The 17,614-nt window shown below is 70.5% G+C and carries 13 protein-coding genes; 8 read left to right on the top strand and 5 right to left on the bottom strand.

Going from position 1 to position 17,614, the window contains the following annotated elements; genetic code table 11:
• Positions 1-239: 239 nt before the first annotated feature.
• Complete coding sequence (locus ACH4G3_RS13655) at positions 240-1,352, bottom strand: LacI family DNA-binding transcriptional regulator (protein WP_082319792.1); 1,113 nt, start codon at positions 1,350-1,352, stop codon at positions 240-242.
• 431 nt (positions 1,353-1,783) lie between these two features.
• Between ACH4G3_RS13655 and hisC the strand changes: the two genes are divergently transcribed.
• Complete coding sequence (gene hisC, locus ACH4G3_RS13660) at positions 1,784-2,863, top strand: histidinol-phosphate transaminase (protein ID WP_397624607.1); 1,080 nt, start codon at positions 1,784-1,786, stop codon at positions 2,861-2,863.
• A 16-nt stretch (positions 2,864-2,879) separates the two neighbouring features.
• On the opposite strand, the gene ACH4G3_RS13665 is transcribed toward hisC, so the two are convergent.
• Positions 2,880-3,272, bottom strand: coding sequence for a cyclophilin-like fold protein (locus ACH4G3_RS13665; RefSeq protein WP_397624608.1), 393 nt, complete (start codon positions 3,270-3,272; stop codon positions 2,880-2,882).
• Between the two features lie 148 nt (positions 3,273-3,420).
• On the opposite strand from ACH4G3_RS13665, the gene ACH4G3_RS13670 reads away from it, so the two are divergent.
• From ACH4G3_RS13670 to ACH4G3_RS13685, 4 genes are all read left to right on the top strand, one after another.
• Positions 3,421-4,929, top strand: a complete 1,509-nt coding sequence (locus tag ACH4G3_RS13670) for a cytochrome ubiquinol oxidase subunit I (RefSeq protein WP_397624609.1) — start codon at positions 3,421-3,423, stop codon at positions 4,927-4,929.
• A 20-nt stretch (positions 4,930-4,949) separates the two neighbouring features.
• Complete coding sequence (gene cydB, locus ACH4G3_RS13675; protein WP_397624610.1) at positions 4,950-5,954, top strand: cytochrome d ubiquinol oxidase subunit II; 1,005 nt, start codon at positions 4,950-4,952, stop codon at positions 5,952-5,954.
• Between the two features lie 12 nt (positions 5,955-5,966).
• A complete protein-coding gene (gene cydD, locus ACH4G3_RS13680; protein WP_397624611.1) occupies positions 5,967-9,485 on the top strand; it encodes a thiol reductant ABC exporter subunit CydD in 3,519 nt (1,172 codons plus the stop codon).
• A gap of 176 nt (positions 9,486-9,661) precedes the next feature.
• Positions 9,662-10,720 carry a M23 family metallopeptidase gene (locus tag ACH4G3_RS13685; RefSeq protein WP_397624612.1) on the top strand — a complete coding sequence of 353 codons (1,059 nt, stop codon included), beginning with the start codon at positions 9,662-9,664 and terminating at the stop codon, positions 10,718-10,720.
• A 50-nt stretch (positions 10,721-10,770) separates the two neighbouring features.
• Here the strand turns inward: ACH4G3_RS13685 and ACH4G3_RS13690 are convergent, their stop codons facing one another.
• From ACH4G3_RS13690 to ACH4G3_RS13700, 3 genes are all read right to left on the bottom strand, one after another.
• Positions 10,771-11,658: a Cof-type HAD-IIB family hydrolase gene (locus tag ACH4G3_RS13690; RefSeq protein ID WP_397624613.1), complete on the bottom strand. Its 888-nt coding sequence runs from the start codon at positions 11,656-11,658 to the stop codon at positions 10,771-10,773.
• 86 nt (positions 11,659-11,744) lie between these two features.
• A complete protein-coding gene (locus tag ACH4G3_RS13695; RefSeq protein WP_397624614.1) occupies positions 11,745-12,647 on the bottom strand; it encodes an LLM class flavin-dependent oxidoreductase in 903 nt (300 codons plus the stop codon).
• A gap of 257 nt (positions 12,648-12,904) precedes the next feature.
• Positions 12,905-14,662, bottom strand: coding sequence for an SDR family oxidoreductase (locus tag ACH4G3_RS13700; protein WP_397624615.1), 1,758 nt, complete (start codon positions 14,660-14,662; stop codon positions 12,905-12,907).
• Between the two features lie 168 nt (positions 14,663-14,830).
• Here ACH4G3_RS13700 and ACH4G3_RS13705 point away from each other — a divergent pair, with 168 nt between their 5' ends.
• Genes ACH4G3_RS13705 through ACH4G3_RS13715 form a run of 3 tightly spaced genes read left to right on the top strand, consistent with a single transcriptional unit; the run spans position 14,831 to position 17,614 of the window.
• Positions 14,831-15,799: an ABC transporter ATP-binding protein gene (locus tag ACH4G3_RS13705; RefSeq protein ID WP_020274323.1), complete on the top strand. Its 969-nt coding sequence runs from the start codon at positions 14,831-14,833 to the stop codon at positions 15,797-15,799.
• Positions 15,789-16,706, top strand: coding sequence for an ABC transporter permease subunit (locus tag ACH4G3_RS13710; protein ID WP_397624616.1), 918 nt, complete (start codon positions 15,789-15,791; stop codon positions 16,704-16,706). The genes ACH4G3_RS13705 and ACH4G3_RS13710 overlap by 11 nt, the downstream gene beginning before the upstream one ends.
• Positions 16,703-17,614 (top strand): ABC transporter ATP-binding protein, encoded by a 912-nt coding sequence (locus ACH4G3_RS13715; RefSeq protein ID WP_020274321.1) that lies wholly within the window; start codon positions 16,703-16,705, stop codon positions 17,612-17,614. The genes ACH4G3_RS13710 and ACH4G3_RS13715 overlap by 4 nt, the downstream gene beginning before the upstream one ends.

Consider the following 17,614-nt stretch of genomic DNA (forward strand, 5'->3'; position numbering starts at 1 on the left):
GGCCCGTGGGTGTCGTGGGCCCATCATAGGAATGCGGATCGCGCCATGTGATGACCCAGGGGTGGTGAATCAGAGCAAGAGTCCAGTTCACCGCGGCTTTCGCCCCGATTGAGCCGGGCTTCGACCACCGTGTGACCGTCCTCGCTTTCCTTCTCTTCGCGAGAACGATCCCTTCTCTCCGGGGGACCGGCCCCGTTTCTCCCCAGGAGTGCGAACGTCCCTTTACCGGGTGTACCGGCTTACGTCTTCTCGGGTGACCGCGGCGGGCTGACCGTCGTGCGCGGCGGGCGCCGCTGGGACGACGTGCGCACGATCAGCTCCGTCGGTATCACCTGCTCCACCGGACGGTCCGAGTCCGCTCCCTCGATGGCGTCGATGAGGAGCTGCACGACCGCCGTGCCGATCCGGCGCGGCTTCAGGGAGAGCGTCGTGATGGGCGGCTCGGTGTGGGCGTACACGGTGGATTCGCTGCAACAGACCAGCAGCAGGTCGTCCGGTACGCGCAGGCCGTAGCGGCGGGCGGCGGCGAGCAGGTCGGTGCCGTTCGGGTCGAACAGCCCGTAGACCGCGTCCGGCCGGTCGGGTCGGGCGAGCAGCCGGTCGGCGGCGACGGCGCCCGCGCACGGATCGTGCGCCGGGTAGGCCTCGTAGACCGGATCCTGGCCGACGCGCTCGCACCAGCGCAGGTATGCGGTGGTGGAGAGATGGGTGTAGGTGTCGGTCGTCGTGCCGGTCAGCAGGCCGATGCGGCGCGCGCCGGCGTCGGCCAGGTGGTCGAGGATGCCGAGGACGGCGGCCTCGTGGTCGTTGTCGACCCAGGCCGTGACCGGCAGCGAGCCGGCCGGGCGGCCGTCGGAGACGACCGGCAGGCCCTGCCGGACGAGCTCGCTGACGACCGGGTCCTGGTCGGACGGGTCGATGACGACCGTGCCGTCCAGGGCGACGTTCGACCACACGTCGTGGCGGGAGGTCGCGGGCAGGATGACGAGGGCGTAGCCGCGGGCGAGCGCCGCGGAGGTGGCGGCCCGCGCCATCTCGGCGAAGTACGCGAACTCGGTGAAGGTGAAAGGTTCATCCCCGTACGTGGTCACGGTCAGGCCGATGAGTCCCGACTTGCCGGTACGGAGGGTCCGGGCGGCGGCCGAGGGCCGGTAGCCCAGCCGGTCGGCGACCTCACGGACATGGCGCCGGGTGGCGTCCGGGAGCCTGCCCTTGCCGTTGAGGGCGTCGGAGACGGTCGTGATGGACACTCCGGCGGCGGCGGCCACGTCTCTGATACCCGCCCGACCCGGCCGACTGCCTCGACGTGAGGTTTCCGCGCGGCTCACCTGGTGCTTCCCTGCTGCTGTCATGGCGAGCCGATAGTAGGGCTCATGCGGTGGGGTAGTGCGGACGCATATGCACGCGTTGACAGACACGTTTCTGCATGATCATTTAGGCTCAATTGCCTGGGAAAACAAGGACGTTGGGCGCTCTCATGCCACTACGTGACTTGTCGGCCCGCACGGGCCTGCCAAGTGGCCGATGTTGCGAAGAGGTCTCAACTCACCTGCACGGGGGATGCGCGCCACGGCGTGCACCACCGGCGCGTAGATATATGTGCGGCGCGCCCCTGAATTCGTACGCCTTCGTACGGTGATGCCCCTGATGCCGGCGGGACACGCGAGGCCGGCGTTCGTCACGCCGTCGTGGCTATACGCAGCGGCGCCGAATCCTCATAAGGTGAGGAGTATTGGATGTCGGCGGCGGTCATGGGCCGCCGGTCTTCGTAAGGAGGACTGCGGTGAGCGAGACGAGCCCCAGGCTGCGCGCCGAGCTGGAGGGGATCCCCACCTACAAGCCGGGCAAGCCGGCCGCGGCGGGTGGGCCGGTGGCCTACAAGCTGTCCTCCAACGAGAACCCCTACCCGCCGCTGCCGGGTGTGATGGAGACGGTGACGGCGGCGGCCTGCAACTTCAACCGCTACCCGGACATGGCCTGTACGGCGCTGATGAACGAGCTGTCCGACCGGTTCGGCGTGCCGCTCTCCCACCTGGCCACGGGCACCGGGTCGGTCGGTGTCGCACAGCAGCTGATCCAGGCCACCTCCGGCCCCGGCGACGAGGTCATCTACGCCTGGCGGTCCTTCGAGGCGTACCCGATCATCACGCAGATCAGCGGCGCGACATCGGTGCAGGTGCCGCTGACCTCCGGTGATGTGCACGACCTCGACGCGATGGCCGACGCGATCACCGACCGGACCCGGCTGATCTTCGTCTGCAACCCCAACAACCCGACGGGCACGGTCGTGCGGCGTGCGGAGCTGGAGCGCTTCCTCGACCGGGTGCCCGGTGATGTGCTGGTGGTACTCGACGAGGCCTACCGCGAGTTCATCCGTGACCCCGAGGTGCCGGACGGTGTCGAGCTCTACCGTGACCGGCCCAACGTCTGCGTCCTGCGGACCTTCTCCAAGGCCTACGGTCTCGCCGGCCTGCGCGTCGGGTTCGCCATCGCCCATGAGCCGGTGGCCGCGGCGCTGCGCAAGACGGCGGTCCCGTTCGGGGTGAGCCAGCTCGCGCAGGAGGCGGCGATCGCCTCGCTGCGTGCCGAGGACGAACTGCTCGGCCGGGTCGGCTCGCTGGTGTGTGAGCGCACGCGCGTGGTCGACGGGCTGCGCGCCCAGGGCTGGACGGTGCCCGAGACCCAGGCCAACTTCGTGTGGCTGCGGCTGGGGGAACGCACGGTCCCGTTCGCGGAGGCGTGTGATCAGGCGGGCGTGGTGATCCGGCCGTTCCCGGGTGAGGGTGTGCGGGTGACGGTCGGGGAGACCGAGGCGAACGACATCTTCCTGAAGGTGGCGGAAGGGTTTCGCAAGGAGCTGTAGGGCTCCGCGAGCCAGGTCAGGCGTCGAGAAGCTCCACGCGCACGGGGTCGCCGTCCCGCACGGTCGCGAGCAGACCGGGGTCGCCGTCGAGGCGGCCCAGGACGTTGCACGGGCTTGCGAGGCGGCACTCGTCGCCCCGGGAGATCGGTGTGGGCCCATAGGGGAGGGCGAGGGCGTCGCCGTCGGTCCAGAAGGCGACGGTGCCGGGCTCGACGACCTCGCGGGCGCCTGTTTCACGTGAAACCGACACTCCTGTCTCGAAGTACACCTCCTTGCCCCAGGTGCGTGCGGTCGAGACGAAGGGCAGCGTCTCGGCGAGTGCCTGAGTGGTCGGGGTGTCGTCGAGCGACGCGGTGAGATGGCCCGAGGGCCAGGAGATCCGGATCTGTAGCGATATCGGTGTCTGCATGCCGTCGATTCAACAATATGTTGAAGTTCCGGCCAAGGGCTTGACTGTGACGGGGGAGACAGGGGACCCCCTCCAGGGCTCGAAAGTCCGTACTGCATAATGGCTTGTGAATGTGAACGCTTTCACAAGCGGTGTAAGGAGCGGCGACGTGGACCTGGCTTTGGCGCCGGAGACCCTGGCGCGATGGCAGTTCGGCATCACCACCGTCTACCACTTTCTGTTCGTCCCCCTGACGATCTCGCTGGCCGCCCTGACGGCCGGACTGCAGACCGCCTGGGTGCGGACGGAGAAGGAGAAGTACCTCCGGGCGACGAAGTTCTGGGGCAAGCTCTTCCTGATCAACATCGCGATGGGGGTGGTCACCGGCATCGTGCAGGAGTTCCAGTTCGGCATGAACTGGTCCGACTACTCGCGCTTCGTCGGTGACGTCTTCGGCGCGCCGCTCGCCTTCGAGGCCCTGATCGCCTTCTTCTTCGAGTCCACCTTCATCGGCCTGTGGATCTTCGGGTGGGACAAGCTGCCCAAGAAGATCCACCTGGCCTGCATATGGATGGTCTCGATCGGCACGATCCTGTCGGCCTACTTCATCCTCGCGGCCAACTCCTGGATGCAGCACCCGGTCGGCTACCGGATCAACGAGGCGAAGGGGCGGGCCGAGCTCACCGACTTCTGGCTGGTGCTGACCCAGAACACCGCGCTCGCCCAGGTCTTCCACACCCTCACCGCGGCCTTCCTGACCGGCGGCGCCTTCATGGTGGGCATCGCCGCCTTCCACCTGGCCCGCAAGAAGCACGTCCCCGTGATGAAGACCTCGCTGCGGCTGGGCCTCGTCACCGTCGTCGTCGGCGGTCTGCTCACCGCGGTCAGCGGCGATGTCCTCGGCAAGATCATGTACCAGCAGCAGCCGATGAAGATGGCCGCGGCCGAGGCGCTGTGGGACGGCGAGAAGCCGGCGCCCTTCTCGGTCTTCGCCATCGGCGACGTCGACAAGGGGCACAACAAGGTCGCCATCGAGATCCCCGGCCTGCTGTCCTTCCTCGCCAAGGACGACTTCACCTCGTACGTGCCCGGCATCAACGACGTCAACAAGGCCGAGCAGGAGAAGTACGGACCCGGCGACTACCGGCCCAACATCCCCGTGGCCTACTGGGGATTCCGCTGGATGATCGGCTTCGGCATGACGTCCTTCGCCATCGGCCTGGCCGGGCTGTGGCTGACCCGCAAGAAGTTCCTGCTGCCGCGGCATCTGCGGGTGGGTGAGGACGAGGTGCCGCATCTGGTGCTCCTGCCGAAGAAGGCCCTCGGTCCGACCCTCACCAAGTGGTACTGGCGCATCGCGATCCTCACCCTGGGCTTCCCGCTGATCGCCAGCTCCTGGGGCTGGATCTTCACCGAGATGGGCCGCCAGCCGTGGGTCGTCTACGGCGTCCTGCAGACCCGTCACGCGGTCTCCCCCGGTGTCTCCCAGGCCGAGGTCATCACCTCGATGGTCGTCTTCACCACGCTGTACGCGATCCTCGCCGTCGTCGAGGTCAAGCTGCTCGTCAAGTACGTCAAGGCGGGCCCGCCCGAGCTCACCGAGGCCGACCTCAACCCGCCCACGAAGATCGGCGGCGACACCCGTGACGCCGACAAGCCGATGGCCTTCTCGTACTAGGCCGAGGGAGCTGCACAGTCATGGAACTGCACGACGTCTGGTTCGTCCTGATCGCCGTCCTGTGGACGGGCTACTTCTTCCTGGAGGGCTTCGACTTCGGGGTCGGTGTACTCACGAAGCTGCTCGCCCGCAACCGGCCCGAGAAGCGGGTGCTGATCAACACCATCGGACCCGTCTGGGACGGAAACGAGGTGTGGCTGCTGTCGGCGGGTGGTGCCACCTTCGCCGCCTTCCCCGAGTGGTACGCCACGCTCTTCTCCGGCTTCTACCTGCCGCTGCTGCTCATCCTGGTCTGCCTCATCGTCCGGGGTGTGGCCTTCGAGTACCGCGCCAAGCGGCCCGAGGAGCACTGGCAGCGCAACTGGGAGACGGCGATCTTCTGGACCTCGCTGATCCCCGCGTTCCTGTGGGGTGTGGCCTTCGGCAACATCGTGCGGGGCGTGAAGATCGACCAGGACTTCAACTACGCCGGCGGCGTCCTGGACCTGCTCAACCCGTACGCCCTGCTCGGCGGTCTCGTCACGCTGGCGCTGTTCACCTTCCATGGGACGGTGTTCGTCGGACTCAAGACGGTCGGTGAGATCCGGGAGCGGGCGCGGAAGCTGGCGCTTCGGGTCGGGTCGGTGACCGCCCTGCTGGCCCTCGCCTTCCTGCTGTGGACGCAGTCCGACCGGGGCGACGGGGCATCGCTCGTCGCGGTGGCCGTGGCCGTGGTGTCCCTCGTCGTGGCCATGGTCGCGGCGCGGGCGGGTCGTGAGGGCTGGGCGTTCGCCCTGTCGGGGCTCACCATCGTGGCCACGGTGGCGATGCTCTTCCTGACGCTGTTCCCGAACGTCATGCCGTCGACGCTCAACCCGGACTGGAGCCTGACGGTCACCAACGCCTCCTCCAGCCCGTACACACTGAAGATCATGACCTGGTGCGCGGCGGTCGCCACTCCGATCGTGATGCTCTACCAGGGCTGGACGTACTGGGTGTTCCGCAAGCGGATCGGTACGCAGCACATCGCCGAGACTGTGCACTGAGGTGTGTTTCACGTGAAACCAATCGATCCGCGTCTGCTCCGGTACGCCCGTGCCACCCGGGTCTTCCTGGTGGCGGTCGTCGCCCTGGGTGTCGTGGGGGCGGGGCTGGTCATCGCGCAGGCGATGCTCATCGCCGAGGTGGTGGTCGGCGCGTTCCAGCACCGCATGGCGGTGTCCGACCTCGGCACTCCCCTGCTGCTGCTGGCCGCCGTCGCGGTCAGTCGGGCGCTGGTCGGCTGGCTCACCGAGCTCGCCGCGCACCGGGCGAGCGCGGCGGTGAAGTCCGAGTTGCGGGGGCGGTTGCTGGAGCGTTCCGCTCAGCTGGGGCCGGGCTGGCTGAGCGGGCAGCGGACCGGTTCGCTGGTCGCCCTGGCCACCCGGGGCGTCGACGCCCTCGACGACTACTTCTCGCGGTATCTGCCGCAGTTGGGTCTCGCGGTGGTCGTGCCGGTGGCGGTGCTGGCGCGGATCGTCACCGAGGACTGGGTCTCCGCGGCCATCATCGTGGGCACCCTCCCCCTCATCCCGGTCTTCATGGTGTTGATCGGCTGGGCCACCCAGTCCCGGATGGACCGTCAGTGGCGGCTGCTGTCACGGCTGTCCGGGCACTTCCTGGACGTCGTGGCGGGGCTGCCGACGCTGAGGGTCTTCGGGCGGGCCAAGGCGCAGGCCGAGTCGATCCGGCGGATCACGGATGAGTACCGGCAGGCGACCATGCGGACGCTGCGGATCGCCTTCATCTCCTCCTTCGCGCTGGAGCTGCTCGCGACGATCTCGGTGGCGCTGGTCGCCGTGACGATCGGCATGCGGCTGGTGCACGGTGAGATGGACCTGTACATCGGCCTGGTCATCCTGATCCTGGCGCCGGAGGCGTATCTGCCGTTGCGGCAGGTCGGGGCGCAGTACCACGCTGCGGCGGAGGGGCTCGCCGCGGCCGAGGAGATCTTCGAGGTTCTGGAGACGCCCGTTCCGGCCTCCGGTTCGGGGGTTGTGCCGGCGGGTGCGCTGGCCTTCGAGGGAGTGACCGTCCGCTACCCGGGGCGGTCGGCGGACGCCGTGTCGGACGTGTCCTTCACCGTCGAGCCCGGGGAGACGGTCGCGCTGGTCGGGCCGAGCGGTGCGGGCAAGTCGACGCTGCTGAACGTCCTGCTCGGGTTCGTGCCACCGGCCGAGGGACGGGTGCGGGTCGGGGGAGCCGATCTCGCTGACGTGAACCTGGAGCAGTGGCGGTCCCGGATCGCGTGGGTGCCGCAGCGGCCGCATCTGTACGCCGGGACGATCGCCGAGAACGTACGGCTGGCGCGGCCCGACGCCGACGACGACGCCGTTCGGCGGGCGCTGCGGGACGCCGGGGCGCTGGAGTTCGTAGACGCGCTGCCCGAGGGTGCGGACACCGTGCTCGGTGAGGACGGGGCCGGGCTGTCCGCCGGGCAGCGGCAGCGGCTCGCGCTGGCCCGGGCGTTCCTCGCGGACCGGCCCGTGCTGCTGCTCGACGAGCCGACGGCCGCGCTGGACGGGGCCACCGAGGCCGAGGTCGTGGCAGCTGTACGGCGGCTCGCGGCCGGGCGGACGGTGCTCCTCGTGGTGCACCGGCCGGCGCTGCTGGGAGTGGCGGACCGGGTGGTGCGGCTGGCAGAGCCCGAGATTGCCCCGGTGCCCGTCGCGTCCGCCCCGGTGCCCGTCGCGTCCGCTGTGGTCCGGAACCCCGGAACGGTCTCCGTCGAGGCCGAGCCGCCTGCCCCGGCCCCTCCGGCGGAGCCCGGCGGCCGGCCCGCTTCGGGCGGCGGCGTCCTCGCGCGCGTCCGCGCCATGTCCGGTGCCCGGCGCGGACGGCTGGGACTCGCCCTGCTGCTCGGGAGCCTCGCGCTCGGGAGTGCCGTAGGGCTCATGGCCACCTCCGGGTGGCTGATCTCGCGGGCCTCGCAGCAGCCGCCCGTGCTGTACCTGATGGTGGCCGTGACGGCGACGCGGGCCTTCGGGATCGGGCGGGCCGTGTTCCGGTACGCCGAGCGGCTGGTCTCTCACGACGCCGTACTGCGGATGCTGGCGGACACCAGGGTCGCGGTGTTCCGCAGGCTGGAGCGGCTGGCGCCCGCCGGACTGCGCCGGACCCGCCGGGGTGATCTGCTGTCCCGGCTGGTCGCGGACGTGGACGCGTTGCAGGACTACTGGCTGCGGTGGCTGCTGCCGGCCGGGGCGGCCGTCGTCGTGTCGGCCGCGTCCGTCGGGTTCACGGCGTGGCTGCTGCCGGAGGCCGGGGCCGTGCTCGCGGCCGGGCTGCTGGCTGCGGGGGCGGGGGTGCCCCTCGTCACGGGTGCCGTGGCACGACGGGCCGAGCACAGGCTGGCGCCCGCCCGCGGAGTGCTCGCGACGCGGGTGGCCGATCTGCTCACCGGAACCGCGGAACTGACCGTCGCCGGCGCCCTGCCCTCCCGGACTGCCCAGGCACGCGAGGCAGACGGCGCACTCACCCGGATCGCGTCGCGCGCCGCCACGGCCACGGCACTCGGCGACGGGCTCACCGCGCTGATCTCCGGCCTGACCGTCACGGCCGCCGCCCTGGTCGGCGCACAGGCGGTCGCGGCAGGGCGGCTGGACGGCGTGACCATGGCCGTCGTCGTCCTCACCCCGCTGGCCGCCTTCGAGGCCGTGCTCGGGCTGCCGCTCGCCGTGCAGTACCGGCAGCGGGTGCGCCGGAGCGCCGAGCGGGTGTACGAGGTGCTGGACGCCCCGGAGCCCGTGGGGGAGCCCGAGCAGCCCCGGCAGGCGCCCGCGTCGCCGTTCCCGGTCGCCGTGAAGGGGCTGGCCGCACGGCACGCGGGGCAGGACCGGGACGCGCTCGCCGGGCTGGACCTGACCCTCGAAGAGGGCCGCCGGGTCGCCGTGGTCGGACCCTCCGGCTCCGGCAAGACGACCCTGGCGCAGGTGCTGCTGCGCTTCCTCGACGCGGACGCGGGTTCGTACACGCTGGCGGGCGTGGACGCGTACGCGCTGCACGGGGACGACGTACGCAGGCTCGTCGGGCTGTGCGCGCAGGACGCGCACCTCTTCGACAGCTCGCTGCGCGAGAACCTGCTGCTCGCAAAGAAGGACGCCACCGAGGACGACCTGCGTACCGCACTCGGGCGGGCCCGGCTGCTGGACTGGGCCGACGGCCTGCCCGACGGGCTCGACACGCTCGTCGGCGAACACGGGGCGCGGCTGTCGGGAGGCCAGCGGCAGCGGCTGGCGCTGGCCCGGGCACTCCTCGCCGACTTCCCCGTCCTGGTGCTCGACGAGCCCGCCGAACACCTGGACCTGCCCACCGCCGACGCGCTCACCGCCGACCTGCTGGCGGCCACCGAGGGCCGTACGACGCTGCTCATCACACACCGGCTGGCGGGTCTGGAGGCGGTGGACGAGGTCATCGTGCTGGACCAGGGACGTGTCGTGCAGCGCGGGGCGTACGAGGAGCTGGTGGCCGTGGACGGACCGCTGCGGGAGATGGCGGAACGGGAGGCGGCGTCGGAGTCGCTGGTGACTGCGCCCTAGGGGTGCCGGGCTCTCGCCCCCGCGAGCCGCGCCCTGGTCTGCCCGGCCGGCGCAGCACCGAGCCACGCCCTGGCGGGGCCCGGGCGGCGCCGCACTGAGCCGTTCGGGGCAGCCGGTCCCCCGGCCGTACGAGGCGAACAGGGCCAGGGCGGCCGGGCTGGGTGACGATCACTGACATGCGCTCATATCGCCGCCATCGGCTGCTCGTCCCGGTACTGCTGTGCGCGCTGGCGGTGCTCGCGGCCGGGCCGACGGCGGCGCACAAGGAACCCGGGAGCGGCACCGGCGGGGACTCGGGGCTCAGTGCCGAGGTGGCGCGGCTGTACGAGGAGGCCGCGGTGGCGACGCAGCAGTACGAGGCGGGTCGCCGGGAGGCCGAGGAGCAACGGGCCAGAGCTCAGCGGGCCGAGGAACTCCTGGACAGTCAGCGGCGGCACATCGCGGCCCTGCACGAGGACCTCGGCAGGATCGCCCGTGCCCAGTACCGCTCCAGTGGTGGCCTGCCGGTGGCCGCCCAGCTGCTCCTCGCCGACGGCCCCGACGATCTGATGCGGGGCCAGCACGCCTTCTCGCAGACGAATCTCGCCGTGAACAACGCCATCTCCAAGAGCCGCCGGGCCGAGGCACGGCTCGCCGCGAACGAGGCCAAGGCCGCGGCGCACTGGCAGGCGCTGGAGAAGCGGAACACGCAACTCGCCGGTCTCAAGGCGGACATCGAGCAGAAGCTGGAAACGGCACGCTCGCAGCTCCAGGGGCAGGCGGACGCCTCGGTCGCCGCCGGGGCGTGCCGTGGGGCCGTGCGGCTCGACCAGCCGGAGACGGGGTTCACGAGCGCGTGGGTCGCGCCCGTGGAGACGTACGAGCTGTCCGCGTCCTACGGCAGCGGCGGTGCGCGGTGGTCGAGCCGGCACACCGGGCAGGACTTCGCGGTGCCGATCGGTACGCCGGTGCGGGCCGTGGGTGCGGGGCGGGTGGTGAAGGTGTCCTGCGGGGGTGCCTTCGGAATCGAGATCGTGCTCAAGCACGCGGGCGGCTACTACACGCAGTACGCCCACCTCGCGTCCGTCGCGGTCGACCAGGGGGAGCACGTGGAACCCGGCCAGTGGATCGGCCAGTCGGGCACCACGGGCAACTCCACCGGACCGCACCTGCACTTCGAGACCAGGGTCACGCCGGAGATGGGCTCGTCCGTGGATCCGGTGTCATGGCTGGCGGCTCGCGGGGTGTCGCTCTGACCCCGGCGAGAGCCGTAGTCGCACCGAGGTCGTGCGGACAGCCGCGCCGGCTACCGCACTTCCGTGAGCAGCTGCTCGATCACGACCGCCACGCCGTCCTCGTTGTTCGCGACCGTCCGTCCCGAGGCCGCGGCGATCACGTCCGGGTGGGCGTTGCCCATCGCGTAGGAGCGGCCCGCCCAGGTCAGCATCTCGACGTCGTTCGGCATGTCGCCGAAGGCGACGACTTGCTCGTGCGAGATGCCGCGCTCGGCGCAGCACAGGGCGAGCGTGCTGGCCTTGGACACCCCGGGGCCGCTGATCTCCAGCAGTGCACTCGGGCTGGAGCGGGTCACGTTGGCGCGGTCGCCGATGGCGAGCCGGGCCAGGGTCAGGAAGGCGTCGGGGTCCATCTCGGGGTGGTAGGCCAGGATCTTCAGGACCGGCTCCGCGGCAGCGCGGTGCTCCGGCGACAGCAGTTCCTCCGCGGGGGCGAGGCTGTCCGGGGTCTCCATGTGCAGCTTCGGATAGGCCGGTTCCTGGTAGAAGCCGTACGTCTGCTCCACCGCGTACACCGTCCCCGGAGCCGCGTCACGCAACAGCCGTACGGCATCCAGTGCGTTCGCCCGCTCCAGCTCCCGTACCTTCACGAACCGGTGGGAGCCGGGGCCGCCGTGCAGGTCGACCACGGCGGCGCCGTTGCCGCAGATCGCCAGGCCGTGGCCGTGCACGTGGTCGCTGACGACGTCCATCCAGCGGGCCGGGCGGCCGGTGACGAAGAAGACCTCGATGCCCGCCTCCTCGGCGGCGGCCAGGGCGGCCACCGTGCGGGGGGACACCGACTTGTCGTCGCGCAGCAGCGTGCCGTCCAGGTCGGTGGCGATCAGCCGCGGCGGGACGGTCTCGGCCGCGGTCTCGGGCTGTCGGGTCGCTGAGATCACCCGGCCATTGTCCCGCATATGCCTGCACGTGCGTGCGGGACTCCGCACAGGTGAGTGGATACCGCCCTCACCAGGAACTTCCCGAGGTGCTTCCCGTAAGGCCCTCAGCGCAACTGCGCCGGCGCCTCCATGGCGATCTGCTCGAAGGCCTTCTCGTCCGCCGCGAAGGGCGAGTCGGGGATGGGCCAGTGGATCACGATGTCCGTGAAGCCCAGTTCCAGGTGCCGGCCGGCGAAGTCGACGAAGGCGTCCAGGGACTGGAGCGGGCCGCCGCGGTCCGGGGTGAATCCGGTGAGCAGGACCTTGTCGAGGCCGGTCACGTCCCGGCCGATCTCGGCGCAGATGTCGGCGAGTTTCTCCGCCTGCCCCCGTATGGCCTGAACCGACTGCTCAGGAGTGCCGTTCTCGTACAGCTTGGGGTCGCCGGTGGTCACCCACGCCTGCCCGTACCGTGCGGCGAGCCGCATCCCGCGCGGCCCGGTCGCAGCCACCGCGAACGGAAGCCTGGGGCGCTGCACACAGCCGGGGATGTTCCGTGCCTCGTGTGCCGAGTAGAAGTCGCCCTTGTACGACACCGCGTCCTCGCTGAGCAGCCGGTCGAGCAGCGGGACGAACTCGGCGAAGCGGTCGGCGCGCTCCCGCGGGGTCCACGGCTCCTGGCCGAGCGCGGTGGCGTCGAAACCCGAGCCGCCCGCGCCGATGCCCAGGGTGACCCGCCCGCCGGAGATGTCGTCGAGGGAGATCAGTTCCTTGGCGAGTGTCACCGGATGCCGGAAGTTCGGCGAGGTCACCAGAGTGCCCAGCCGCAGCCGGTCGGTCACGGTCGCGGCGGCCGTGAGGGTCGGGACGGCGCCGAACCAGGGACCGTCCCGGAAGCTGCGCCATGAGAGGTGGTCGTAGGTGTAGGCGGTGTGGAAGCCGAGCTGCTCGGCACGCGTCCAGGCCGCACGGCCGCCTTCCTGCCAGCGGCGGTAGGGGAGGATCACGGTGCTCAGACGCAGACTCATGGCATCGAGCCTAAGGGAGTGCTGCGGGTGACCTGTGTTTCACGTGAAACAGTCACTGAGAGCGTTTCGTCCTGCACAGCATGTGTGAGGCCCGGGGAAGGGATCGAAAGCCATGGGCTGTGGCTGAGAGCGCGGGAGAGACCTGAATCACGCGATCGAGTTTCTGTAAGAGGTTTGATCCACAGCCAAGTGGTGTTATCCACAGGGGGAATTGGCAAGTCTGTGGACAACTGGCCCTCCCAGTAAGCCTCTTGGGGTCACATCGGCGGCTTCACCCGCGCGAATCCCCGCAGCGCCCCCGGCGCGAACCGCGACAACCAGCGCGCGCCCCGTGCCTCCGGCGTGACCGGGACCACCGCCTCGTTGCGCACCACGGCCCGCAGGATCGCGGCGGCGACCTTCTCCGGCGGGTAGTTCCGCAGCCCGTACAGACGGGCGGCGCGCTGCTGGAGCCGTTTCTCCTCGCCCGCGTCGACCCCGGCGAAGTGCGCCGTGGACGTGATGGCGGTGTTGACGAAACCGGGGCAGACTGCCGTCACGCCGATCCCCTGCCCGGCGAGCTCCGCGCGCAGGCACTCGCTGAGCATGAGGACGGCCGCCTTGGAGGTGCTGTACGCGGGCAGCGCGCGGGACGGCTGGTACGCCGCCGCCGAGGCCACGTTGACGATGTGGCCGCCCTGGCCGCGCTCGGCCATCCGCCGGCCGAAGAGCCGGCAGCCGTGGATGACACCCCAGAGGTTGACGTCGAGGACCTTCTTCCAGTCCTCCGGAGTCGTGTCGAAGAAGGAACCGGACAGTCCGATCCCGGCGTTGTTCACGAGGACGTCCACCGTGCCGTACTCGGCGGTGACCTTCTCGGCGAGCTTCTCCATGGCCTGCTCGTCGGAGACGTCGACCGTCTCCGCCCAGGCCGCCGGAGCGCCCGCGGTGCGGGACGACTCGGCAGTGCGGGCCGCCGCCTCCGCGTTCCGGTCGACGGCGACCACGCGCGCGCCGGCCTCGGCGAACGCCAGCGCCGTCGCCCGCCCGATGCCGCTGCCCGCCCCGGTGACCAGTACGAGCTGCCCGCCGAACCGCTGCGCGTGCTTGCCGCTCGCCGGCACAGGGGACCGCCCGCTCTCCACGGACGTCACGAACTCCTCGATCCACGAAGCCAGCTGATCCGGCCGGGTGCGTGGGATCCAGTGCCCCGCCTGCACGGTCCTGCGGGTCAACTGCGGAACCCACTGCTCCAGCTCGTCGGTGAGCCGCTCCGACAGGAACCGGTCCTCCAGGGGCGTCACGATCTGCACGGGCGCGTGCGCGTACGCGTCCGTGCGTGGCCTGCGCAGCCGGGCCCGGACGTTGTCGCGGTACAGCCAGGCCCCGTGTGCCGCGTCCGACGGCAGGGACGAGGTCGGATAGTCGCCCCGGGGCACCTTCTCGACGCGCTCCAGAATCCGGGGCCAGCGCTTGCCGAGCGGGCCGCGCCAGGCCAGCTCGGGCAGCACGGGTGTGTGCAGCAGGTACACGTACCAGGACCTGGCGCCCTGCCCGAGGAGCTGGCCGATGCGGCGCGGGGTGGGCCGATTCACACGGCTGTTGATCCAGTGGCCGAAGTGGTCCAGGGACGGCCCGGACATGGACGTGAAGGAGGCGATGCGGCCCTCGGTCCGCCGGACGGTGGTGAACTCCCAGGCCTGCACCGAGCCCCAGTCGTGCCCGACCAGATGCACCGGCCGGTCCGGGCTGACCGCGTCCGCGACGGCCAGGAAGTCGTCCGTCAGCTTCTCCAGCGTGAACCCGCCCCGCAGTGGCCGTGGCGCCGTGGACCGCCCGTGGCCCCGGACGTCGTACGCCACCACGTGGAAGTGCCCGGCGAGACGCGCGGCGACCTCGGACCACACCTCTTTGCTGTCGGGGTAGCCGTGCACGAGGACCACGGTCGGCCGCCGCGGATCACCCACCTCGGCCACGCACAGCTCGACTTCGCCGGTCCGCACCCAGCGCTCCCGCGCGCCCGTGAGCAACGTCATCCGGCGAATCTGGCAGTTGTTAGACGGTTCGTCAATAGGAGACTCCCGACCGTGGTAACTCTCAAGAACCAGGTCCCCTAAGGGCCCGTACTACTCCAGGTTGACCCGAAGACAGCTCTGCGGAGTGACGACCGCCACGATCGCGGCCTCTACCTTCATAGCGTGACTGTGATCGCGACCGAAAGCCTGAGCAAGCGGTTCCCCCGAGTGACCGCGCTTGACCGGCTCTCCGTGGACGTCGGGCCCGGTGTGACCGGACTCGTCGGAGCCAACGGAGCCGGCAAGTCCACACTGATCAAGATCCTGCTGGGTCTGTCCCCCGCCACCGAGGGCCGCGCCGAAGTGCTCGGCCTCGACGTCGCCACCAAGGGCGCCGACATCCGCGAGCGCGTCGGCTACATGCCCGAGCACGACTGCCTGCCCCCGGACGTCTCGGCCACCGAGTTCGTCGTCCACATGGCGCGCATGTCCGGCCTGCCGCCCACCGCCGCACGCGAGCGCACCGCCGACACCCTGCGCCACGTCGGTCTGTACGAGGAGCGCTACCGCCCCATCGGCGGCTACTCGACCGGCATGAAGCAGCGCGTGAAGCTCGCGCAGGCCCTCGTCCACGACCCGCAGCTGGTCTTCCTCGACGAGCCGACCAACGGCCTCGACCCGGTCGGCCGCGACGAGATGCTCGGCCTGATCCGCCGGATCCACACCGACTTCGGCATCTCGGTCCTGGTCACCTCGCACCTGCTGGGCGAACTGGAGCGCACGTGCGACCACGTCGTCGTCGTCGACGGCGGCAAGCTCCTGCGCTCCAGCTCCACCACGGACTTCACTCAGACCACGACGACCCTCGCGATCGAGGTCACCGACACCGACGAGCACCCGGACGGCACCCGTGCGATGCGCGACGCGCTGCACGCGCGCGGGGTGAGCGTCGAGGACGGCAGCGGCCTGCCGGGCGCCGGCCACATCCTGCTGCTCACCGCCCAGGGCGAGGAGACGTACGACCTGGTCAGGGACGTGATCGCGGACCTCGGGCTCGGCCTGGTGCGCATGGAGCAGCGCCGGCACCACATCTCCGAGGTCTTCACGACCAGTGACCAGCACGAGCAGCGGAAGGAGGCGGTCGGCCATGGCGGTTGAGCACTCCACGGGGACATCCGCCCCGGCACCGGGTGACCAGACCCGTATCCACAACATCGGCTACCGCAGCTACGACGGCCCACGCCTCGGCCGCGCCTACGCCCGCCGCTCCCTGTACTCGCAGTCCCTGCGCGGCTCCTACGGCCTCGGCCGCTCGGTGAAGTCCAAGGTGCTGCCGATGCTGCTGTTCGTGGTGATGTGCGTGCCCGCGGCCATCATGGTCGCCGTCGCGGTCTTCACCAAGGCCAACGCCCTGCCCGTCGACTACACGCGCTACGCGATCATCATGCAGGCGGTCATCAGTCTGTACGTCGCCTCGCAGGCACCCCAGTCCGTCTCGCGCGACCTGCGCTTCAAGACCGTGCCGCTGTACTTCTCGCGGCCCATCGAGACCGCCGACTACGTCCGCGCCAAGTTCGCGGCGCTCGCCTCGGCGCTGTTCATCCTCACGGCCGCTCCCCTGATCGTGCTCTACGTGGGCGCGCTGCTGGCCAAGCTCGACTTCGCCGACCAGACCAAGGGATTCGCACAAGGACTCGTCTCCGTGGCACTGCTCTCACTGCTCTTCGCCGGTATCGGCCTGGTCATCGCGTCCTTCACCCCGCGCCGCGGCTTCGGCATCGCGGCCGTGATCGCCGTGCTGACCATCACCTACGGCGCGGTCTCCACCCTCCAGGCCATCGCCGACGCCCAGGGCAGCGGCGACGCCGTGCCCTGGATCGGGCTGTTCTCGCCGATCACGATCGTCGACGGTGTGCAGTCCGCGTTCCTGGGCGCGACGTCCGCCTCTCCCAGCGGGGTGGGCCCGAGCACCGCCGAGGGCGTCGTCTACGTCGTCGTCGCCCTGGGCCTCATCGCGGCGAGCTACGGCCTCCTGATGCGCCGCTACAAGAAGGTGGGACTGTGACCACGCTCTCCATCGACCACGTCTCCCGCTGGTTCGGCAACGTGGTCGCCGTCAACGACATCACCATGACCGTCGGCCCCGGCGTCACCGGCCTGCTCGGCCCCAACGGCGCCGGAAAGTCCACCCTCATCAACATGATGGGCGGCTTCCTGGCCCCCTCGACCGGCACGGTCACCCTCGACGGCCAGCCGGTGTGGCGCAACGAGCAGATCTACAAGCACATCGGCGTCGTCCCGGAGCGGGAGGCGATGTACGACTTCCTCACCGGGAAGGAGTTCGTCCTCGCCAACGCCGAGTTGCACGGCCTGGGCGCCAAGGCGGCCCAGAGGGCGCTCGCCACGGTCGAGATGGAGTACGCGCAGGACCGCAAGATCCAGACGTACTCCAAGGGCATGCGCCAGCGCGTGAAGATGGCCTCCGCCCTGGTCCACGACCCGTCCCTGCTCCTGCTGGACGAGCCCTTCAACGGCATGGACCCGCGCCAGCGCATGCAGCTCATGGACCTGCTGCGGCGCATGGGCGACGAGGGCCGCACGGTGCTGTTCTCGTCCCACATCCTCGAAGAGGTCGAGCAACTCGCCTGGCACATCGAGGTCGTCGTCGCCGGGCGGCACGCCGCCAGCGGTGACTTCCGCAAGATCCGCCGCCTGATGACCGACCGGCCGCACCGCTACCTGGTGCGCTCCAGCGACGACCGCGCCCTCGCGGCCGCGCTGATCGCCGACCCGTCGACGTCCGGCATCGAGGTCGACCTCGCCGAAGGCGCGCTGCGCATCCAGGCCGTCGACTTCGGCCGCTTCACGGCCCTGCTGCCGCGGGTGGCCAGGGACCACGGCATCCGGCTGCTCACGGTCTCGCCGTCCGACGAGTCCCTCGAGTCCGTCTTCTCGTACCTCGTCGCGGCGTAG

This window comes from Streptomyces afghaniensis, from assembly GCF_044327915.1.
GTDB classification, from domain to species: domain Bacteria; phylum Actinomycetota; class Actinomycetes; order Streptomycetales; family Streptomycetaceae; genus Streptomyces; species Streptomyces afghaniensis.